This is a genomic window from Streptomyces sp. NPDC030799 (assembly GCF_055572255.1).
This window is the reverse complement of sequence record NZ_JBVIDS010000017.1, coordinates 52,056-71,228: the sequence shown is the minus strand read 5'-3', so window position 1 is coordinate 71,228 and position 19,173 is coordinate 52,056. Positions and strand designations below refer to the sequence as shown.

Here is a 19,173-nt window from a genome sequence, read left to right as displayed (position 1 = left end):
CAACAGGCTGGGGATTGAATGGGCAGCCGGTCTTGCCACTCTGATCAATGGCTGCATTGCAGGTCACGGGCACGGCGCACGACACTGACCAAAGAAGGCACCTGTCGTTTGCTCTTCTCCCCGGGCGTGCGTAGCGTCCGGATGATCGCGTCGCATCCACGGGGGAGGCGGCGGGTAGAGGGGTGAGCCGTCGATGGCAGGACGTCCTGAGAGCCCACTCGATCCGAGTGCGGGGCCGGTTGCGCGGTTCGCTGCCGAGTTACGCAGGCTGCGGGCCCAGGCGGGCAGTCCGACGTACCGGTCGATGGCGCAGCGAGCCGGTCAGGGGGCGAGCACCCTGTCGCAGGCGGCCGGCGGTGAGCGACTCCCTACGCTGCCGGTGGTCCTCGCCTACGTCCGTGCTTGCGGGGGCGATCCGCAAGAGTGGCAGGAACGCTGGCGCCGAGCGGCCGCCGAAACAGCGGCTGCACCCCGGGCCGAGGACGAGGACGTGGAGCCGCCCTACCGCGGCCTGGCCCGCTTCGAACCGGACGACGCTCACCTGTTCTTCGGCCGTGACGAACTCACCGAGCGCCTTCACCTGCAGACCCGCTCCCGCCGCTTCACCGCGGTCTTCGGCCCCTCGGGCAGTGGCAAGTCCTCCCTGCTGCGGGCCGGTCTCATCCCCCGCCTGCGCACCCCCGGTTCCTCCGGACCCCGGCCTGCTGCCGTACGGGTGCTCACGCCCGGCGCGCATCCGTTGCGTACTCACGCCTCGCGCTTGCTGCCGGCCGACGACGAGGCAGACACGTGGCTGATCGTGGACCAGTTCGAAGAGCTGTATACCCTGTGCACCGAAGCCGGTGAACGCGACCAGTTCATCAACCACCTGCTGTCCGCCACCGACCCGGCGAGCCGGCTGCGGATTGTGATCTCGGTGCGCGCCGACTTTCTCGGCCGCTGCGCCGCACATCCTCGGCTGACTGCCGCGCTGCAGGACGCGACCGTGCTGGCCGGCCCGATGAGCCGGGAAGAACTGCGCGAGGCCATCGTCAAACCCGCGCAGGCCGCTGGGCTGAACGTCGAGCGCGCCCTGACGGCCCGCATCCTGGACGAGGTCGAGGACGAGCCCGGCGCGCTGCCGCTGATGTCACATGCGCTGTTGGAGACCTGGCGCCGGCGCGCGGGCCGTTCCCTCACGATGGAGGCGTATGTGGCGGCGGGCGGTCTGCAGGGGGCCATCGCCCGCACCGCTGAGGCCGCCTACAGCCGCCTGACGGCTGATCAGGCAGAAGCGGGTAAACGCTCCTCTTGCGGCTGATCGCCCCGGGAGACGGCGCGCAGGACACACGCCGCCCCGTCCGTCGTGATGAGCTGAGTTTCGGCAGCGCTGCCGATGCCGACGCCGCACTGGAACTGCTGACCCGTGCTCGGCTGCTGACCGTCGACGACGGCACGGTGGCTCTCGCCCACGAGACCCTCATCAGTGCGTGGCCGCGACTGCACAACTGGATTGAGGAGAGCCGTGACCTGCTACGTCTGCATCGCCGCTTGACCGAGGACGCAAATGTCTGGCATCAGCTGGGCCGTGACCCGGGAGCGCTGTACCGGGGCACCCGACTGGCCGCAGCGGAGGAAGCATTTCCCGCGTGTCGGCAGGCAGCGGCCCTGACAGCTCTCGAGCGCACCTTCCTGGCCGCGAGTACGGCCTTGCGTGACCGGGAGCGGCGCGGGGCCACACGCACCGCGCGGCGCCAGCGGGCCTTCGCCGTGTCGCTGTCCGTGCTGGCGGTCCTCCTCCTGCTGGCCGGCGTCATCGCCTGGCAGCAGAACGCGGCCAGCGATCATCAGCGTGTCGACGCGGCGGCTCGCCGGGCCGCCACGGTGGCCGAAGGCCTGCGGGCCGCCAACACGTTGGTGGCCCTGCGGCTGAGCGAGGTCGCCTGGCGTCTGAGGCACACGCCGGAGACGCGGGCGGCTCTGCTGGGCGCCATGGTGCAACGGGAACAGGAGCCGTTCGAGGCGCCGGATCAGACCAGCGCCGACGCCTACCTGGACACGGACGGGCGCATGCTGACCAGCGTCGGTGATGCAGAGATCGTTCAGTGGAATGTGGTCACCCGTCGCAGGATGCACACGTATCGGCTCCCCCCTGGCCCCCAGGAGAGGGTCACGGAGGTCACTTCCGACGGCCGGGCTGTGATCGTGGCCGGCTCGGGGTTCAACATGACGGTCCGCCTGTGGGACATCCGGGCCGAGCGTTTTCGTGGCCCCGCCTTCGGACCGGGCGGGGGTCTGCCGACGGGCGCCCAGTACAACTTCCATCTGAGCACCCGTGGTGACTGGATCGTTTTCACGGTGCGAAACCGGCTGGAAGTGTGGAGCGCGCATACCCGGCGCCGTCTCTTCACCGCGTCACTACGCGAAAAGGAGGCCCTGGGGAACGGTGATGTCAGCGCGGACGGCCGCCGTGTGGCGTTGTGCACGGGCCACGGCCTCACCGTATGGGATACGCGGACCAAGCGGCGTGCAGACAGTAGCTGGCAGGCGAGCCCGCGCTGCCAGCTGGAGAGTGGCCTGCTCTTCACGCCCGACGGCCGGACACTGGGCCTGCAGGACGAGCACGGACTCCGGCGCGTACGGCTGTCCGACGGCAAGGAACTGCCCCGAATCGATCAGGTGTCTCCCGCCCAGTTCGACTTCACGCCCGACGGAAAATTCGTGGCCGGCATGGGCAATGGAGACATCTCGGTTTGGCGCCTCGATCGACCGGAGGCGCCGGTATTCCGCTACCCGTTGACCATGGGCAGCGCCGATGACCTGCGCATTGATGTGAAGGCCAACGTGATTCGCTACACGGCGGCCGGTGCCACAGGCGGAGAGGTCGTGCGCACCCTGGATCTCGGCCGGTCCCTCGACGCTGCCTGGCGGTCACAGCCGATCATGGAGGCGGCTTTCAGCGCGGACAGCAGCGTGCTGGTGGACCTCCGCAGCACCCACCACCAGGGCACACTCTCAGTGCTCGACGGACACGATGGCACAGCCGAGCACGCCATAGCTCTGCCGCGGCCGCCGGCACGGCTGTCATTCGACAGCGACAAGCGCCTTTCACTCAGTGCTGATGGGCAGCGCTTGGCCTACGACCCGAGCCAGAACGAAAGTGAGGGCCATCCGACGGGAGTACCGGTATGGGATACACGCAGCGGTCGACTGCTCACACGCGTGATTCCGGCGGGCGGCACCTCCGGTTTCGCGGCGACGCTGCTGACCGCCGACGGCCGTACGCTGATCACCCAGGATGACGCGCGCAACCTCATCACCCTGTGGGACACCCGGTCCGGCAGGAAGCTGCGCACTGTCGACTACAGCGCCCAGGCTCCGAAGGGGAGCGTGGGCGTCTCCCTTTATCCCGTCACGGGCGACGGCCATAGCGTCGTCACGAACACGGGAGTCCTGATCCCCTTGTCCGGCCGAAGTCCACATCCGACCGGATTGACGCAATGCACGTCGTGCGTCATCGCATCCACCCAGGACGGCAGCCGCGTCGCCATCGTGGACACCTACGCGGCAACACTCTGGGACAAAAAACTGAGGGCGCCCCTGGGTGTCCTGTTGAACGGGTTCTCGAAAGAGGTGCCGGGCGACGCGGAAGAGATGACATCCGCCGCCTTCTCCCCGGACGGATCCACCATCGCCGTCGGCGGATCCCACGGCACCCTGGCCCTGTGGGACGTCACTTCGCAGCGGGAACTCGGCACACTGCCCACTCCCGGTGACGCGATACTCTCACTCGCCTTCAGCCAAGACGGCGGCACGCTGTACGCCGCCGGTCGGCACGTGGCCTGGCAGAAGTACGACATAGACCCTGACCATGCGGCCCGTGCGGTGTGCCGACGTGCCGGGGGACCGCTGTCTCCGGCCGACTGGCACACCTACCTGCCTGACGTGCCCTATCGCAAGACATGCTGAACCCGTGCCGAGCGCGTGCTGCTCGCAGGGGGCCGGATCGCGTTCCAGGGCCGCCGCTGCGGTCTCCCGTACGGCCTGCTCGATCAGCGTGGCGGCATGGCCGAGGTTACCCAGCAACTGCTGGGCGGCGTCGGCGGTCTTGCCGTACTGGGCACCGCGCAACTGGGTCAGCTGCTCTTCGGCATCGTTGACCAGGCTGGTGATCAGCGCCCGCTGCTCGGCGGCACCGCAGAGCGCCACGTAGTGCCCGAGCCGGGCGCGCTGCGTTCCTTGGACAGGACACGCAGCTGGGCGGCCATGGACGCGGTCTGGTGCTCCTGCCCCGGCCACCACGGATCGTTGCCGTAACCAGCAGGCCCGCCGGCGCCGCGGCGAATGCGGATGACCGCGCCTCTCCACGAGGTCAGCGGGCCGCCGTAGTCGGTGGCAGCCAGCGGCCCCAGCTACCCCCGCCCCGCCCGCTCGCCCAGCCGGCGGCAGAACGACCCGTCGGCGGGCAGCCGCCGTGGCTGCCCGGCCCCGCTGTCCCGCCACACCAGCTCGGCCATGGCCGGGTCCAGCAGTGCGTCGCCTCGGTTACCACCTCGGGGAAGACGACCGCGTCCCGGCCCACGATCCGCCACCGCTCCCGCTCCGTCCCGGCGTTGCCGCCCGCGACCTGGTGCAGCCGCCGCGGCCAGACCGCCTCGCGTTCCCAGTGCAGGGCCGGCTCCCACCACCGGGCCACCACCGCATAAGCCAGAGCGAACACCCTCTCCGGCTCCACTCCGGTCCGTACTGCCCGCCGCGCCACTTTCGCCCACCGCCGCTGCGCCGCGACCACCTCCGGCAACGCCGCGCAGATCGAGGTGCTCGAGAGGCTGGTCGGCGTCCGCGTCCAGCGGCCACCCGGTCACGCATACGCGATCCCCGCAGCCCCGCCCTCCCAGGCGGAACCCGCGGACAAAGAAGGCCGGCGCAGTCGGCCAGTAGATGGTGTGGAAAGCTCGGGGCCCCGGGTGCCAGTACGGCATCCGGGCCCCCGACACATCCTGCGAAAGAAGAGGTTTATGCCCCCTCGCAGTACCCGGCCCGCCGACATCCTCGACGACGACGACTACCCCGCCTACACCATGGGCCGGGCCGCCGAGATGCTCGGCACCACCCCCGCCTTCCTCCGCGCCCTCGGCGAACACCGCCTGATCACTCCCTTGCGCTCCGAAGGCGGCCACCGCCGCTACTCCCGCTACCAGCTGCGCATCGCCGCCCGTGCACGCGAACTCGTCGACCAGGGCACCGCCATAGAGGCCGCCTGCCGCATCGTCATCCTCGAAGACCAGCTCGAAGAAGCTCAGCGCATCAACGAGCAACTGCGCGCCCAAGGCGGCCAGCCGCAGTCGAAGCCCTCAGCCTGACAAGGACGCCGGGTGCGGCCCCAACGCCGACCGACCAGCGGACCAGGCACCCCCCACAGTTCCGCGCCGCCGCCTCGCGCTGGGCCGCAACCAGTACGCGCACAGCACTACACAAGGATCCCGACACACCTGCCGGGGTCCTTGGCCGTTCAAGTGCAGCTGCCTGATTGCATCCCCCTCGGCAGCGCCGACGCCGAGGTGACCGACGCGGTCTCTGAACAGACCGGCGCAGGCCTGGACCGCGGGGGGTCGGTAAACACGCTGTGGCCCCCGGTGGAACCGAAGACCAGAGGACGGACCTTCCTTGTCCGTGGCTCGGCGGACTGCCCGCGCCGGACGTTCGCCGAGCCGTTCACGCAGTTCACCACCCGTACGCACGTGAGGTCTGACCGCCACCTGACGATCTTGGACAATAGGCCGATGACCTGCGGGATATCTGCTCTTCATCAGGCTTCTGGCAGGCGAAGCTGTGGTACGGCGCAGTGGCCGCGATGGCGTGGATGGGCGGGTGGTGCGGCCGCAAAGCAGCGGCCACTGGCCTGGCCGCCCTGGTCATCGCCCAGCTGATCTCGAACGGCGTGTGCAAGTAGGTGGCCGACCGGCCCCGGCCGCCGAAGGAGTGGTTTCCCCACGAGGAGGTCGACGACCGCCCCGACTCCTCCTCCTTCCGCTCCGGGCCCACCGCCGCCGCGATGGCCTTCACCGCCGCTGTGGTAACCGCCTGGCCGACCGCCGGCGCACTCCGCGCCTGATCCTGCGCCACTGGCCTTAGCAGGTTGGGGGAGAGCTGGGCGGACTGGCGAGAGCAGGCAGACACGTCGGTCATGAGTCCGTCCTGAACTCGCTTGCTCGGGGTACTCGCGCCCTCATCGGATGGTCGGGCGCATGACGCAGCGCGGCCTGCAGGAACTTGAGAGGGACAGGAGGTGGCCGTGGTGTCGAGCACGCAGCCGCACCATGCCGGGTCCGCCCCCAGCGCGGATCGCTTGGGCCAGGAGCCGGTGGGCGAGCTGGTGCAGCGGGCCTCGCAGCAGCTGACCGAGCTGGTGCGCGGCGAACTGCGCTTGGCGCAGGCGGAGATGAAGGAGAAGGGCAAGCGCTACGGCAAGGGCGGCGGCCTGTTTGGCGGCGCCGGCGTTGTCGGCTTCCTGATGGCGCAGGCGCTGGTCGCCACGGTGATCGCAGCACTGGCGGTGGCGCTTCCGGTGTGGGCGGCCGGGCTGATCGTCACAGCGGTGCTGGGTGTGATCGCCGCGGTGATGGCCCTGAGCGGAAAGAAGCAGGTCGACCAGGCCGCGCCGCCCACGCCCGTGCAGACGGTCGAGAACGTGAAGGCCGACGTGGCCGAGATCAAGGAGAGCGCACACCGATGACCCACCTGCCTCACGACGAACCCACCGCCTCCAGCCCCGAGGAACTGCGCGAGCAGGTCGAGCAGACCCGTACCGAGCTCGGGGAGACGGTCGAGGCGCTCGCAGCGAAGACCGACGTCAAGGCGCGCGCCCAGGAGAAGGCCGGCGAGCTGAAGGAACAAGCCGCCCTGAAGGCCGGGGAACTGAAGGCGAAGGCCGCCGACCTGGCCCACCAGGCGCAGGACCGGCTGCCCGATCCGGTCAAGGACAAGGCCGCCCAGGCTGCCGGGCAGGCCCGGGCCACGGCCGCTCAGGCCGGTCAGCTGTGGCAGGAGAAGGCGCCCGAGCCGGTAAGGGAGAAGACCGCACAGGGAGCGCAGCTGGCGCGTGACAACCGCAAGGTGCTGCTGGCGGCAGCGGGTGTGGCCGTCGTGGTGTGGCTGGCCTGCCGCCGGAAGGGGTGAACCGGGTGAAGGCTTCGAAGATCGCCTACAAGCCGGTCGGTCTCGCGCTCGGCGCCGTCAGCGGCATGGCCGCGGGAGCGCTGTTCAAACAGACATGGAAGATGCTCGGCCACGACGAGGACGCCCCGGACGCCACCGACGAAGAGCGCTCCTGGCGCGAGGTGCTGCTCGCCGCCACGCTGCAAGGTGCGATCTTCGCCGGAGTCAAAGCGGCCGTCGACCGCGCCGGCGCCACCGTCGTCCGCCGCCTGACCGGAACCTGGCCCGGCTGACGCGCATGAGGAGGCGGGAGGGCCGGTAGGACACGAATACCAGCCCTCCCATCGCCCTGGCCAGTACCCCTACGAAGGACCCTTCACAGCCATGTCCGATCAGCACGCAGCTGTCGCGATGACCGCTGCAGCAGTCATCGCCACGATCCTGGTCGCCCGGGCAGCCGTCCTCCACCAGGGCGGCCGAGGACGCGTCGCCCGCCTGGCCCACCCGGTGCGCGGTCACACCGCACCCCGCGCCGACAAGACCGCGGCCACGCTCTCGGATGCCGCCTCCTGCGCCGTGCGAGAGGCTGAACAGCACGTCCACCACTGCTGGCAGCAGCTCCAAACACGCGCCGACCCACCCGAGTGACCCGCCCGTGGATGGACGCAGTCGGCGATGCCCCGGCGCAAGTATGCGGATCCAGCAGGCGGCCAGGTGTATTGATCACGAGCGTTGTTGACAGCCGGGGGGCTTGATCATGGCGAAGACCTCCGGGGTGGTGGAGCTGTCTCAAGGGTGTTGCACAAGGCCTGGTGGCGGCGTGTCTGGGTGATGGCTGACCCTGCTGTTTCACCCTGCCATGGCGAGGTTGTGCATGGTGGCGACGGCCTGGACGGCGTGGTGGAGGCCGTCGCCCCTTTGGCGGCAGTCGCGGAGGATCTTCCAGTTCTTCATCCGGGCGCTGGTGCGCTCGACGCGGGCCCGCACGCGACGGTGTTCGGCGTTGTCTTCCTCCTGGCCGCGCAGGAGGGGGCGCCCGGCTCGTCTGCGGTGCGGCACGATCAGGCCGGGGCCCAGGTGGGCGCCGTCCGCGATCACCGTCGTGCCTGCCGCCACCGCAGGCAGGTCCGACTCGCGCCAGACGTGTGCGTCTGCCTTGTTCCCGGGTGCCGGCCGGGCCGAGGCCACCACCAGGCGGTGTCGGCATCGACGATAACCTGCGCATTCGCCGAAACCGGTAGTTACGCGAGGAGGCTGCGACCTGCCGGTCACGGACCGGGATCAAAGTGCCGTCCACGAGCCATAACCGGTCGGCGCCCGGCACGGGGCTGGGCGCCGGCTCCAGCGCAAGCAGCGGTCGCAGGCGCTGGATGACCCGGCAGACGGTGGTGGGTGAGCAGCCAAAGAGCGGCGCGAGCTGCCGCATGGTGAGGTTCGTGCGGTAGTACACGGCCACCAGCAGCACCTGCTCGGCCAGCGGAAGGCACCACGGCCGACCCTCACCGGGGCCATTTCCAACCCCGCTCCCGCACCACTCTCAGCAGCTTCTCGAACCGCACCATCCGCAACCCGGTGAACGTCTCCATCCACACCGGATCAGCCCTCAACGCCCCACCCATACAGGCAAAATGCCCACCACCAGGCCTTGTGCAACACCCTTTAGGTCTCCCGCCAGGAAGCGGATAAATGCTGGAAGAGCTGTGTGTCCTGCCATACCGAGCCGGTGTCATCGACCTGGCAGCCAGCCTGCTTGAGCCGCTTGATGATCTTCGCGACCGAGGCTGACGTACCGTCGAACCTGACGACGTTGAGGCCGACCGTATCGGCACCCTGGCGAAGACGGCCGACCTCGACGACCAGGGTTCGCTGCGGGTAGGCCATCAGCACCATGCCCAGCTCGATCAGCACGTTCTGCCGCGGCTGACCGGTCGGCTGTGTCTCGTAGTCCGGTTCGTTCTCGCCGTGCAGCTGGGGGTGCGGTGTGGCCGTGTCGTCCGGGGTGAGCAGGACCAGGGCCGCCTGTGCCCGGGAGGGGGCGTTGGCCACCACCTCGCCCAGGAAGGGGGACGCCTTGCCGCTCGCCCTGACCAGGTCCTCCCACTCCAGTGGGCTCAGACCGAGGCTGCGCAGCAACGAGAACATCGCGTGTCGGACCTCCTCGTCCCGGCCGTGCACGACCAAGACATTGCGGGTCCGGTCAGTGCTCGCTGCCTGCGGGTTGCGCTCCGCTTCGCCGAGGCCCTGGGCACCGACGGTGCTGCGCGCGGCCACAGCCTGGCGGTCGTCCGGTACGACTGCAACTGCACGGTTGGTCGTCTGTTGCCCAGGCATCTGGGCACTGCCGGACCGGTCGGCGGTGGGTGCCTGCCCAGCCTGGCCGTGCCAGGGCACCGCTTGGAGGCTGTCCGGCCCTCCGGCGACTACGGCCGTGTCGCTGGCCGTCGACTGGTCAGGTAGCTGACGGATCTGTGGTGATGCACCGTCGGCTACAGCAGCGGACTTCTCGCCGACTGCCGGATCGGGCTGATCGGTGAAGGCGGGGGTGCGCCGGGAAACCACAGCCACGAACCGGCCCAGCACGCTGTCCGCACGCAGGCCGCCGTTGCCGGGGCAGGGCGGAGTGGGTGCCGTGAAGGCGCGGGAGCGCCGAGAGAGCACTGCGACGAACTGCCCAAGGACGCTATCCGCGCGCATCGACGTCACCTTCGATCTCTCGGGACAGAGCGGCCTGCTGCGGCAACCGAACGGGCTCGTGTGGTCGGACCGAAGGGTGCTGGGCAGTCACAGGCACCCTCGGTACGCCGACGTCCGGCCCGTCCTCGTGCGGCGTCGTGGGTGCTGCGGCTGCGGCCAGCGTCGCGAGAAGGGGGCCACTGACGAGTTTGACCAGGGCTGTGGCGCGCTGCAGAGCCAGTACACCGCCGGCTCCGATCACCAGGAAGACCACGGCGGCCCATTGATAGCGCGCCTCCAGACCCAGGCCGACCGCCGCGTCGACCAGGAAGCCGACGCCGACCTGAAAGAGTACGTCGGCCACGTAATAGCCCGCCTTCGGCTGCGAAGCCGCACGCTGCCCAGCGGGTCGGCCTGCCGGGCCAGGCAGCGGGTGGGGAGGCGGAACCTTCCAAGGCGGCACGCCGTGACGACGCAGGGCACGGCTGTAGTCCGCCGCCTCCTTGATCCCCGCACCACCGGCCCCCCACAGACCGGCCACCCACCACATCATTCCGGCCTCCAGGATCTTCCCGGCCCGGGTCTACAGTTCCAGCGGGGCTCACCTCAACTGACGAACGCGTCGCTGGAGCCTCCCCGGCTGTCCCACCGTCCTCCGACACTGTGTCAGAAGGCAGTGGACGCCGAGGCAAAACATCCAGACCGGCGGGTCAGGGATGGCAGTGCCTCCGTGGTGCCCGAGGAAGAGGCAGTGAGGGACCTCGCGGGCCAGACGTTGGAGCGGGTCCGCCAGACCTGGCCCAACGATGTCGTGGAGACGGTTTCTCGTGATCTACCAATGATGCCCAGCCCAATAGAGCCGAGCAGCGCAACTGGACCCCACCAGGCCCACATCACGAGTTCAACCTCAGTTGCCGCGTGGCAGCCGGCAAGCGGGCCCGCCGCACCGGCCGTGCGGTCCTGGCACGAGTCTGCGCCATTCGGAACCGCGCACTTTAACACCAGGCAAGCGGGCCGTAATTCACAGACCCAGTGGCAAGTCCCGCTGAGCAGCGGGTTCCTGGCAAAGAGTCAATCAGAGTCAACAAAAGTAAACAGGCTCACGAGTCAGACGACTTCGGTAGCCGTCTGTCCGATTGCCTACCCCTAGGGCCTGTTTGATGGGTCAGTGACGAGCCGGACTGCGGATCGTTCACGGCAGTGTGGGGCGGGGGAATCTCACCGATTGTGAATGGGCTCGGCTGGAGCCGCACTTGCCGAAGAACGTCGGTCGGGGCGGGCGGTGGAAGGATCACCGGCAAGTTATTGATGGGATCCTGTTCCGCATACGGACCGGCATCCCGTGGCGTGACCTTCCAAGAAGGTTCGGGAGTTGGCAGACCTGCTATGACCGGCACCGGCGCTGGTCCGCGGACGGCACATGGGAAAGGATCTTCCGGGCAGTCCAGGCCGATGCCGACGCGGAAGGCCGCATCGACTGGTCCATGGTGGGCGTGGACTCGACCGTGTGTCGTGCGCACCAGCACGCCGCCGGCGCACGCAAGCAGGCGCCTCGAAGGGTCGGCAAGCCTGGCCGGTCCGTTCAGCAAGGTCCGGATGAGGCTCTCGGCCGTTCACGCGGCGGGCTTACGACGAAGATCCACTTGGCCGGTGAGGGCGGACTGCGGCCCCTGGCCGTGCTGATCACGCCCGGACAATGGGGCGACGCCCCGCAGATGATCGCGGTCCTGGAACGCATTCGCGTGCCCCGTCCTGCCGGCGGTCACCCCCGCACGCGGCCGGATCACGTGAGCGGCGACAAGGCGTACTCATCTCGCCAAAATCGCCGTTACCTGCGGCGTCGCCAGATCAAGCACACCATCCCGGAACGCCGTGACCAGCAGACCCATCGCCGACGCCGTGGCAGCTACGGCGGCAGGCCCATCAGCTTTGACCCGGCGCGCTATGCCTGCAGGAACGAAGTCGAGCGGCTGATCAACCGGTTGAAGATCAATCGCGCGGTGTCCACGCGCTTCGACAAGAGGGCGTACGTCTTTCACGGCACCGTGACTGTCGCATCCCTTCGTCTCTGGCTGCGCGCATGAGATGGCGGAACTTAGCCCTTCTTCTGTTTGTACAGTTCGATGTCCCTGTTCACGAACAGGTGCACATAGCCGCAGTTCCAGCAGATCAGGCCGGTTGCCGACTCGTTCGCCCAGCCCAAGCTCATGAACTCCATTCCGGAGCTGTTGAGCTTCACCTCACGGTCCCTGAACAGGTCACCCTGACAGAAATTGCACTTGATCCACACGCCCCCGAGAGCCGCGCGAACAGGTTTGGCCATGCCTCCGCCCTTTCTGTGAACTGTTGGAGTGGTGCACCCGTCTCGCACACGAACTGCAGGCGGGCACACGTAATCACGCTTCCGAGCCGGGCCACGCCACCGCATCAGCCCTGTGACTATCCGATCATGAAGATGGCGATGGCGTTCTTGGGATCAGGCAATGCCAGGCCGGTGGCGGGCATCGCGGTGACCGACGAGGAACCAGAGCAGACACCCGGGGAAGGGGGCCATCAAGGCGAAGACGAACCAGACCAGCTTCATCCCACCGGTGAGGTCGGACCTGACGATGCCGAGCAGAGCGCCGAAGTACAACGCGAGAACGCCGGCGACCGCGGCAGCTCCTGCGCAGCCGATCACGATGGTGCCCGTGGGGGCAAGGGCCATCTGGTGTGCGAGCTGTGCATGCATCGTTCGTTCCTCTTGCTGATGGGGGCCTTTCCGAGCGCCCGGTCGGGCGGCCTCGGTTGACGGCAGTCCGGCTGTTTCAGGATCTCGACTGCGTCATGGGTGGGCGCCTGTCATGACGGGCGCTGCGCGGACCGCAGCAGGTAGACGCCAGCGGCAACCGGGAATGCCAGGACAGCCAGAGTCAACGGAAGGAACAACCCTCCGAGGCCGAGACCCAGCGCGCCCGCGGGAATCACCCACTGCGCCACCAGGAACAGCAGCGGCACGAGGGCGGCCGCCGTCCCGATCGCCTTGTCGCGGTTACGCCACTGGGGCGCGGTCCACAGCCACCAGATCGCACCGATCAAGGCGATGCCCAGCGGGGGCGCGAAGGCTGTCAGAAGGCCGGTTGCCGCCAGAAGTCCAACGATGGCGAAGGTACGGCTCTGGCTCGTCTGCGGAGCGGGGAGCTCCTCGCCGAGTGCGGTCGCCGCGATCGTGCGTGGGTCGCCGAGGCGCGCGAGGACGGTGCGGACCTGGTCATCGCCGGTGACGGGCTCTTCCGCTAGCACCACGGCGATGTGCTCCTCCAGGTCGGCCAGCAACTCGTTTCGGCGCTCCGAGCTGAGCCCGGCCGTCTCCCGCGCCAGGGCGGACAGATAGCTGCGCACCAGCGGGTGCTCAGTGATCGTCACGGTGATCTCCAGTCAGTCGGTGATGAAGTGGTCGACCGCGTCACGGAAGTGCGGCCAGATGGCGGTGAACTCCTTCAGCGCCGCATGCCCCGATGCCGTCAGCTCGTAGTAGCGCCGGGGCGGCCCACTGGGGGACTCCTGCCAGCGGGTCTCCACCACTCCCTCCCGGCGCAGCCGCGACAGCAAGGGGTAGATCGTTCCCTGGCTGGTGACCATGACGCTCACCGCACCGAGAGCTTCGAGCAGCTCCACGCCGTAGCGCGGGCCGTCCCGCAGGAGAGCCAGCACGCAGTACTCCAGCACCCCCTTGCGGAGCTGGCTCTCCGCCTTGCCTGCGGCGGGCTTACCTGCGATGTCAGGTTCCATGCATTGCACAGTACCTGGTTATCTCTACAAGTCCAAAGATGATGTCGATGCACCGGGGATGCGGCCCCGCACTCAAGTCCCGCCGCCTGCGACACCCCGGGGACGACACCGGGCCTCCTCGGTGACCACCTGTCTGCAGCTGGCCGAACCTGCGGGAGACCGAGCGACTCGGGCTGTACAGCATCGCGCTGGCGCGCACCACCTCGCCGCGCATGCCTCGCGGATTTTGGTTCACCTATGCGGACAACTTGCGGGACATGAATCTGGCAGCACAGTGACCCGTCGGACAGTCCCTAGACCGCTGCTCCACGCAAAAGGAGCCCTGCATCCCCAACGGAAGTTTCTCAAGCCTCTGAGTTGCGAGGTCTCCTTGCGCGGTGTTCCAGCACGCCTACCGAAGGAACGATCATGGTGGGCATCGGTTCGATTGAGGCGGCCCGGACGGGTGATCTGCGGCTGTGGCGCGCATGCGTTCCTGTCAGCTCGGCGCTTTCGAAGCTCGAACACCGCAGGCCTGGGGCAGAAGACTACTCCCCGCCTCAATCTTCGGGAGTTGGGACGGGTGATGTGCCCACGAGCTTGCGAAGGAAGCGATCGACCTGGTCCTCCAGCGGGGGCCAGTGCTGGTCGGACTGGTTGACCCGCATGGAGACCGCGCCGTGTACGGCGGCGCGCAGGTCGAGGGCCACGGTGGATGCGTCGTCCGCGGGAGCCAGGCCGGCGTCCATGCATCTCTGGACCGCGGCCGTGGTCGTGCGCCCGAGCTCTTCCTTAAAGCGCATGTCCGCGCGCTGGTTGAGGGTGCTCTCGTGCAGCACCTTGTAGAGCCCAGGGTGGTCATGTGCCCAGGCTCCGAGTACGAGGGTTCTGGCGCGCAGTTGGGCGACCGGGTGGCTCTCGGCGAGCTCAGCCTGTTGCACGGCGATCATCAGGTCCTGGTGGCACCGCTCCAGCGCGGCCAGGACGAGCGCGTCGCGGTCGGGGAAGTGGAGGTATACCGACGTTGCGGCGACGTTGACCTCCCGGGCGACGGCTCGCAGGGACAGAGCCTGGTCGTCGCCGAGCTCGTCGAGCATGCGGAGAGCAGCGGCGACGACCTCCTCACGGAGACGTTCGCCCTGGCCCCGGGGATTGCGCCCGCGCCGTTGTCGCTCACTCGGTGACTTCTCATCCACGGTGATTGATTGTATCTGCACGACCGTTGCCCTACAGTCGTAGCGCTACAGCTGTTCACTTATAGGGGAGAGACATGCCGAGCGCACGACTCGAAGAGAACAAGCAGACGGTCCTGGCCTTCTACCAGGCCGCGATCAACAACAAGGACTACGACGCTGCCTCGAAGCTGCTCAGCCACAGCTACATACAGCACAATCCCCGAATCGCCGACGGCCTGGAGGGCTTCCGGGAGTTCGTCGAGACCCTCAAGGCGGACTTCCCCCACCTCCGCGCCGAGGTGAGGCGAATCTTCGCCGAGGGCGACCACGTGATCGCCCACGTCCACGGCGTCCGGGTGCCGGGCGGCCCCGAAACGGCGATCGTCGACATCTTCCGCCTGGAGGACGGGCAGATCGCCGAACACTGGGACGTCATGCAGCAGATCCCCGACGAGGCGCGGAACCAGAACGGCATGTTCTGACGAAGACGCCGGCCTCGGTCGGGTGATCTCCGGCTGGTGCGCGCATGAAAGCAGGGCTTCCTGTTCAGCTCGGGGTTGCCGAAGCCCGAAGCCCGAAGCCCGAAGCCCGAAGCCCGAAGCCCGAAGCCCGAAGCCCGAAGCCCGGGAGGCCCTTGTGTTGCAGTGTTCCGCTGTCATGCCGGTGGAGTCCAACTCGGCTGCCCGGTCGTGTGATTGTCTCGCTCATCGGTTCGGAAATGCGGGCGACCGCCCGGACCGCGTGCGCCGCTACGACTCGGACATGATGGACAGGGAGCGTGATCCGACCCCAAAGCGGTCCCGGCCAACCAGCCCGCGGGGCCCGCTTCAGGGTCCGAACGCCCTCACCGCCGCTGCCCAGGCGGACGGCGTGCGCCGGAGCGAGGAGGATGACACCAACACGACCGATGATTGATCGCCTGCACCACGTCAAGGGACACACCCCCGAGGTGCCCGGCCCGCGGTTGCGTTCGCTCCCTCCTTCCACCAGTCCCATGGGGCAAGGGCAGGGCACATAGGGGAGTCAGCGTGCCGCAGCCGGCCGGCAGGCATCACTGCCGCATGGCGCCGCAGCTGACGGAGCGTTCTGGACCTGACGGACCGTGGTGGGGGTGATTTCGCGTCCCCCATCACGGCGACGAGCCGTTCCATGGCGACGAGGCTGTTGGCGTCGGCCGCAAGCGCAGCCAGGATCCTGGCCTGCCGCGGTCGGCCGAGCCGGACCTCGCGCCCAGTGATCGGGGCGTGCAACGGCCTCAGTACGCCGAATCTTATGTTTCCCGGCACTCCACGACCAGCGCCGCCTTGCTGACCTGCCACTAGGACGAATCTAGGACGGCCGACGGGCCGATGTCCGTAACGTCGCCGTTGAGCGCTCAGCCGTTCCCGCGCAGCGAAAGGAACACCGATGAAACGTTTGGTCAAGGCAGTAGTGATGGCCGCGACGATGGCCGTCACCGTGACCGGAGTGGCCGAGGCCCATGGCTGACCGATCGGTTGGCAGGACCGCAGTTTCTCACCAGCCCGAGCGGCCACGTCCAGCCGAAGCAGCACGCCTGTACCAAGGGGAAAGGTCAGCATGAAGATCCTCGCTGCCCGGAGCGGTGCTCACAGGCGGCGGACCGGGTCGGTACTCAAGGCCACGAGAGGGGGCGGATCAGTGGGAAGCATGGGCCAGTCGGGCACCGGACCCGGGCCGATCGCTCCGGACGGAAGCCCCGTGGAGTTCTTCGCGCTTTTCGGGGCCAGAGAGGAACCGGCGATCGTGCATCGGGCCGTCCCCGAGGGGGCGACGATCCTCGACTTGGGCTCCGGGGCCGGACGGATCGCTCATGCACTCGTCTCGCTCGGGCATTCCGTGGTGGCAGTGGACGAGTCCCCGGAGATGCTCGAACACGTCCGTACCGAGGCGGTCTGCGCCCGCATCGAGGATCTGCGGCTCGACCGGCGGTTCGACGCGGTACTGCTCGGCTCCTTCCTGCTCAACTCGGCCGACGAGAGGCTGCGCCGCCGGTTCCTGGACACCTGCCGGGCCCATCTGCGGCCGGATGGTGCCGTACTGATCTGCCGCGCTGTACCGCGTCCGCTGTCCGCCGTCGGGTTCAGCGAAAGCGGCGGAGCGGTCATCACGGTCACCGACGTCCGCCGCCTGCGCGACAATCTGGTCGTTGCCACGATCGAGTACCGGATGGACGGCCGGGTCTGGCAGCAGGAGATCACCAACCATGAGCTCGACGACGCGCAGCTCGTCAGCTGCCTGCACAAGGCCGGCTTGGAGTTCGACGCCTTTCTCACCGAGGACCGGAGCTGGGTCCGGGCGACCCTCTGTCGGACGGGTGGCTGAGGATGGGTTACCGGCACCAGTACCGCAACGATGCATACGAGTACCTCAAGGGACTTCGTCGCCGCAGTCCGACCGGCGTCCTCCGGCTGCCCTGGGGCGGCTGGTGCGTGAGTGATGCCGAACTGGCTCAGGGCTTGCTACGGGGGCCGGAGTTCAACTCCGGCAGATCGGGCTTCTTCGGGGATCTGCTGCCGACCCGTTCGGCGCAGGTCGAGGTCGGCCACGCGGTACGGAACCTTCTGCGGGAGCACGTGCCGCAGTACCGCGAGACACTCGCCGTCGAGGTGGCTCATCTGCCGCCGACCACGCAGTGGCCGGCCACCGCGACTGACCTGGTGTACCGCTGTCTGGCCGATCTGCTCCTGCATCCGGAGACCTCGCCCCGGGACCGGCGCTTGATGGACAGGGCCGTGCACGGTGGAATCGTGTTCCAGGCGCCACGCGTGTGGCAACGGGCACGTGCGGAACTACTGCGCGCCAAGTTCATCGCCGCGGTCACCGAGCAGGTGGGACATCGCCGGAAGAACGGTGCCGCGGGCGAGCCCCGCGATGTGCTGGGCGCCGTGCTCGGGGCATGTCCGGACGAGTTGGCGGACCGGACTGTGGCCGAAGTCTTCCTGGTGATGTACCGGTCGATCGTGGCACCCGTCAGCGCCTCACTGGCGTGGGCCGTCCTGCTGGCCTGTTCGCACCATATATCGGATTCCCCACTTCCGTGGCAAGCGGACTGGATCGTACGGGAAGCACTTCGGCACCGTCCGATGGTGTGGATGGTCGGCCGTACCGTCCCCCGTCCCGCTGAACTCGGTGGGGTCCCGTTCCAGGCGGGCGACACCATCTCGGTCAGCCCCTACCTGCTGCACCACGACGAACAAAGCTGGACCGACAGCGAGGTGTTCCGCCCTGAACGGTGGGCGGAATCGACCCCGCACGGCCCCTACATACCGTTCGGCGCAGGTCCTTTCACCTGTGCCGGCGCAGCGGTGGCGCACGTGTTGATGGCCGAATCGCTGATCGCCCTCACCAGCGGCTCCCGTCTGAGCATCACCGGCGGGGACATGCGCCCGGCCATGATCGAGGGCGCCGTCCCACGGCCCTTCACGGTCCACCGCACCGTGAGGCAGATCCACGAGATCGGAAGGAGGTGAGTGAACATGGCTGCACTGCACCGAATCCTCAACCGCAAGCCGGCCCTGAGGTGGGAATGGCCGTAAACACCGGTCGGTGAACCGACTCGGAGGGCTCACACGGCTGACTTTCGGACGTGTGAGCCCGTCGAGCCGAGTGGGTGAGCCCTCCACCGCGCAGGCCCCGCACTCACCGCTGGTTCAGCTCTCGTTTCCTGGAACGTAGACGACAGCACGCTGCCCATCTTGCTTGGTCTCCACCGCCCGTCGACCGTCACCGCCAGGAAGCGGCAGGTGGCGCGGGAGGCGAGCATGGGAGCAATAAGCGGGATGGTTCGCTGGGCAGTCCGGCACCGGGATACGCCTTTCACTGTGCAACGAGGTCCTTGGCGCCGCCGGCTGCCGCTGGAGGTTCCTCTCACTGGGTGGTTGTCCGACTGAGGAGTAAGAGACGATACTCAAACTGGGCCGCCGAGCCGCATCACTCGCGGCGGTGGCGGCGATGACCGTCGCCGGAGTGGGGACGGCGACGTGAAGCGCGTACCGGCTTGGCCCGGTCCACGGGGCTCGGACCTGTGTGTTCGCCCCGTTTTCAGCCCTGACGTGGGCGGAGTCGAGGACGACGCGGGTGACATCGATCAGGCCGGCATCGTCGAGTCGGTGCAGCACCGCCTCGTGGAGACGACCCCAGACACCAGCCCTCGACCAGATTAGGAACCGTCGATGAGCGGTCGACTTCGATATGCCGAAGCACGGCGGCAAGGCCCGCCAGGCGCAACCGCTGACCAGGACGTAGATGATGGCCGCGAACAGCGTCTCATCAGGCGTGTCTTGAGTCCCGCCGCCCTGTGGTCGAACCTTCGACAGCGGGATCAGCGGCTTCGCGATCTCCCACAGTCCGTCCGGGACAAACCAACTCCACGTACCCGGCCCCGTGGACAGACCAACGACCGCCTCACCACACAGGA

The 19,173-nt window shown here is 68.3% G+C and carries 21 protein-coding genes and 2 pseudogenes; 13 read left to right on the top strand and 10 right to left on the bottom strand.

The annotated features are described in order from the left end of the window. Window positions 1–304: 304 nt before the first annotated feature. From ACZ41I_RS35185 to ACZ41I_RS35175, 3 genes are all read left to right on the top strand, one after another. The gene (locus tag ACZ41I_RS35185) at window positions 305–1,300 is read left to right on the top strand and encodes an nSTAND1 domain-containing NTPase (RefSeq protein WP_468515972.1); all 996 of its coding nucleotides are present in this window, start codon (window positions 305–307) and stop codon (window positions 1,298–1,300) included. Beyond that, window positions 1,291–3,948, top strand: coding sequence for a WD40 repeat domain-containing protein (locus tag ACZ41I_RS35180; RefSeq protein WP_468515971.1), 2,658 nt, complete (start codon window positions 1,291–1,293; stop codon window positions 3,946–3,948). Before ACZ41I_RS35185 ends, ACZ41I_RS35180 begins: the two co-directional genes overlap by 10 nt. A gap of 96 nt (window positions 3,949–4,044) precedes the next feature. Beyond that, window positions 4,045–4,296: a hypothetical protein gene (locus tag ACZ41I_RS35175; protein ID WP_468515970.1), complete on the top strand. Its 252-nt coding sequence runs from the start codon at window positions 4,045–4,047 to the stop codon at window positions 4,294–4,296. 55 nt (window positions 4,297–4,351) lie between these two features. On the opposite strand, the gene ACZ41I_RS35170 is transcribed toward ACZ41I_RS35175, so the two are convergent. Then, entirely contained in the window at window positions 4,352–4,699 is a 348-nt protein-coding gene (locus ACZ41I_RS35170; RefSeq protein WP_468515969.1) for a hypothetical protein, read from the bottom strand. 298 nt (window positions 4,700–4,997) lie between these two features. Here ACZ41I_RS35170 and ACZ41I_RS35165 point away from each other — a divergent pair, with 298 nt between their 5' ends. The 6 genes from ACZ41I_RS35165 to ACZ41I_RS35140 all read left to right on the top strand — a co-directional run bounded on the left by ACZ41I_RS35165 (window position 4,998) and on the right by ACZ41I_RS35140 (window position 7,785). After that, the gene (locus ACZ41I_RS35165; protein ID WP_351554943.1) at window positions 4,998–5,342 is read left to right on the top strand and encodes a MerR family transcriptional regulator; all 345 of its coding nucleotides are present in this window, start codon (window positions 4,998–5,000) and stop codon (window positions 5,340–5,342) included. 590 nt (window positions 5,343–5,932) lie between these two features. Continuing rightward, complete coding sequence (locus ACZ41I_RS35160; RefSeq protein WP_468515968.1) at window positions 5,933–6,094, top strand: hypothetical protein; 162 nt, start codon at window positions 5,933–5,935, stop codon at window positions 6,092–6,094. Between the two features lie 249 nt (window positions 6,095–6,343). Then, complete coding sequence (locus ACZ41I_RS35155) at window positions 6,344–6,715, top strand: phage holin family protein (RefSeq protein ID WP_468327013.1); 372 nt, start codon at window positions 6,344–6,346, stop codon at window positions 6,713–6,715. Continuing rightward, on the top strand, window positions 6,712–7,158 hold the full coding sequence (locus ACZ41I_RS35150) for a DUF3618 domain-containing protein (protein WP_468515967.1): 447 nt from the start codon (window positions 6,712–6,714) through the stop codon (window positions 7,156–7,158). Before ACZ41I_RS35155 ends, ACZ41I_RS35150 begins: the two co-directional genes overlap by 4 nt. A 5-nt stretch (window positions 7,159–7,163) precedes the next feature. Next, window positions 7,164–7,430: a DUF4235 domain-containing protein gene (locus ACZ41I_RS35145; protein ID WP_399776411.1), complete on the top strand. Its 267-nt coding sequence runs from the start codon at window positions 7,164–7,166 to the stop codon at window positions 7,428–7,430. A gap of 118 nt (window positions 7,431–7,548) precedes the next feature. Continuing rightward, on the top strand, window positions 7,549–7,785 hold the full coding sequence (locus ACZ41I_RS35140) for a hypothetical protein (RefSeq protein WP_468515966.1): 237 nt from the start codon (window positions 7,549–7,551) through the stop codon (window positions 7,783–7,785). Window positions 7,786–7,986: 201 nt separating this feature from the next. Here ACZ41I_RS35140 and ACZ41I_RS35135 read toward each other — a convergent pair. The 3 genes and pseudogenes from ACZ41I_RS35135 to ACZ41I_RS35125 form a co-directional block, all read right to left on the bottom strand. Then, window positions 7,987–8,756 (bottom strand): annotated as a pseudogene (locus tag ACZ41I_RS35135) (transposase family protein). A 40-nt stretch (window positions 8,757–8,796) separates the two neighbouring features. Continuing rightward, window positions 8,797–9,468, bottom strand: a complete 672-nt coding sequence (locus tag ACZ41I_RS35130; protein ID WP_468515965.1) for a TIR domain-containing protein — start codon at window positions 9,466–9,468, stop codon at window positions 8,797–8,799. 349 nt (window positions 9,469–9,817) lie between these two features. Beyond that, on the bottom strand, window positions 9,818–10,174 hold the full coding sequence (locus ACZ41I_RS35125; RefSeq protein WP_468515964.1) for a hypothetical protein: 357 nt from the start codon (window positions 10,172–10,174) through the stop codon (window positions 9,818–9,820). Between the two features lie 838 nt (window positions 10,175–11,012). On the opposite strand from ACZ41I_RS35125, the gene ACZ41I_RS35120 reads away from it, so the two are divergent. Further along, entirely contained in the window at window positions 11,013–11,894 is an 882-nt protein-coding gene (locus ACZ41I_RS35120) for an IS5 family transposase (RefSeq protein ID WP_468515963.1), read from the top strand. 11 nt (window positions 11,895–11,905) lie between these two features. Here ACZ41I_RS35120 and ACZ41I_RS35115 read toward each other — a convergent pair whose 3' ends face one another. The 5 genes from ACZ41I_RS35115 to ACZ41I_RS35095 form a co-directional block, all read right to left on the bottom strand. After that, window positions 11,906–12,133, bottom strand: a complete 228-nt coding sequence (locus ACZ41I_RS35115) for a hypothetical protein (protein ID WP_451392687.1) — start codon at window positions 12,131–12,133, stop codon at window positions 11,906–11,908. 153 nt (window positions 12,134–12,286) lie between these two features. Next, on the bottom strand, window positions 12,287–12,394 hold the full coding sequence (locus ACZ41I_RS35110; protein ID WP_468516100.1) for a hypothetical protein: 108 nt from the start codon (window positions 12,392–12,394) through the stop codon (window positions 12,287–12,289). A 257-nt stretch (window positions 12,395–12,651) separates the two neighbouring features. Beyond that, window positions 12,652–13,215, bottom strand: coding sequence for an HAAS signaling domain-containing protein (locus ACZ41I_RS35105; RefSeq protein ID WP_468515962.1), 564 nt, complete (start codon window positions 13,213–13,215; stop codon window positions 12,652–12,654). A 12-nt stretch (window positions 13,216–13,227) separates the two neighbouring features. Beyond that, the gene (locus ACZ41I_RS35100) at window positions 13,228–13,581 is read right to left on the bottom strand and encodes a PadR family transcriptional regulator (RefSeq protein ID WP_468515961.1); all 354 of its coding nucleotides are present in this window, start codon (window positions 13,579–13,581) and stop codon (window positions 13,228–13,230) included. A 539-nt stretch (window positions 13,582–14,120) separates the two neighbouring features. Next, window positions 14,121–14,756, bottom strand: a complete 636-nt coding sequence (locus tag ACZ41I_RS35095) for a TetR/AcrR family transcriptional regulator (protein WP_468515960.1) — start codon at window positions 14,754–14,756, stop codon at window positions 14,121–14,123. Between the two features lie 74 nt (window positions 14,757–14,830). On the opposite strand from ACZ41I_RS35095, the gene ACZ41I_RS35090 reads away from it, so the two are divergent. The 3 genes from ACZ41I_RS35090 to ACZ41I_RS35080 all read left to right on the top strand — a co-directional run bounded on the left by ACZ41I_RS35090 (window position 14,831) and on the right by ACZ41I_RS35080 (window position 18,226). After that, window positions 14,831–15,217 carry a nuclear transport factor 2 family protein gene (locus ACZ41I_RS35090; RefSeq protein WP_399776399.1) on the top strand — a complete coding sequence of 129 codons (387 nt, stop codon included), beginning with the start codon at window positions 14,831–14,833 and terminating at the stop codon, window positions 15,215–15,217. A gap of 1,282 nt (window positions 15,218–16,499) precedes the next feature. After that, window positions 16,500–17,078 (top strand): class I SAM-dependent methyltransferase, encoded by a 579-nt coding sequence (locus tag ACZ41I_RS35085; protein ID WP_468515959.1) that lies wholly within the window; start codon window positions 16,500–16,502, stop codon window positions 17,076–17,078. A gap of 2 nt (window positions 17,079–17,080) precedes the next feature. Further along, the gene (locus ACZ41I_RS35080) at window positions 17,081–18,226 is read left to right on the top strand and encodes a cytochrome P450 (protein WP_468515958.1); all 1,146 of its coding nucleotides are present in this window, start codon (window positions 17,081–17,083) and stop codon (window positions 18,224–18,226) included. 523 nt (window positions 18,227–18,749) lie between these two features. Here the strand turns inward: ACZ41I_RS35080 and ACZ41I_RS35075 are convergent. Next, window positions 18,750–19,147 (bottom strand): annotated as a pseudogene (locus ACZ41I_RS35075) (transposase); the annotation flags it as partial. Window positions 19,148–19,173 lie beyond the last annotated feature (26 nt).

Excerpts from the sequence above, each read along its gene's own strand:
- ACZ41I_RS35175 (WP_468515970.1), top strand. The coding sequence starts at position 4,045 with ATGGCCGAGGTTACCCAGCAACTGCTGGGCGGCGTCGGCGGTCTTGCC.
- ACZ41I_RS35165 (WP_351554943.1), top strand. The coding sequence starts at position 4,998 with ATGCCCCCTCGCAGTACCCGGCCCGCCGACATCCTCGACGACGACGAC.
- ACZ41I_RS35115 (WP_451392687.1), bottom strand. The coding sequence starts at position 12,133 with ATGGCCAAACCTGTTCGCGCGGCTCTCGGGGGCGTGTGGATCAAGTGC.
- ACZ41I_RS35185 (WP_468515972.1), top strand. The coding sequence starts at position 305 with ATGGCGCAGCGAGCCGGTCAGGGGGCGAGCACCCTGTCGCAGGCGGCC.
- ACZ41I_RS35080 (WP_468515958.1), top strand. The coding sequence starts at position 17,081 with ATGGGTTACCGGCACCAGTACCGCAACGATGCATACGAGTACCTCAAG.
- ACZ41I_RS35090 (WP_399776399.1), top strand. The coding sequence starts at position 14,831 with ATGCCGAGCGCACGACTCGAAGAGAACAAGCAGACGGTCCTGGCCTTC.
- ACZ41I_RS35130 (WP_468515965.1), bottom strand. The coding sequence starts at position 9,468 with ATGCCTGGGCAACAGACGACCAACCGTGCAGTTGCAGTCGTACCGGAC.
- ACZ41I_RS35100 (WP_468515961.1), bottom strand. The coding sequence starts at position 13,581 with ATGGAACCTGACATCGCAGGTAAGCCCGCCGCAGGCAAGGCGGAGAGC.
- ACZ41I_RS35140 (WP_468515966.1), top strand. The coding sequence starts at position 7,549 with ATGACCGCTGCAGCAGTCATCGCCACGATCCTGGTCGCCCGGGCAGCC.
- ACZ41I_RS35150 (WP_468515967.1), top strand. The coding sequence starts at position 6,712 with ATGACCCACCTGCCTCACGACGAACCCACCGCCTCCAGCCCCGAGGAA.
- ACZ41I_RS35110 (WP_468516100.1), bottom strand. The coding sequence starts at position 12,394 with ATGAAGCTGGTCTGGTTCGTCTTCGCCTTGATGGCCCCCTTCCCCGGG.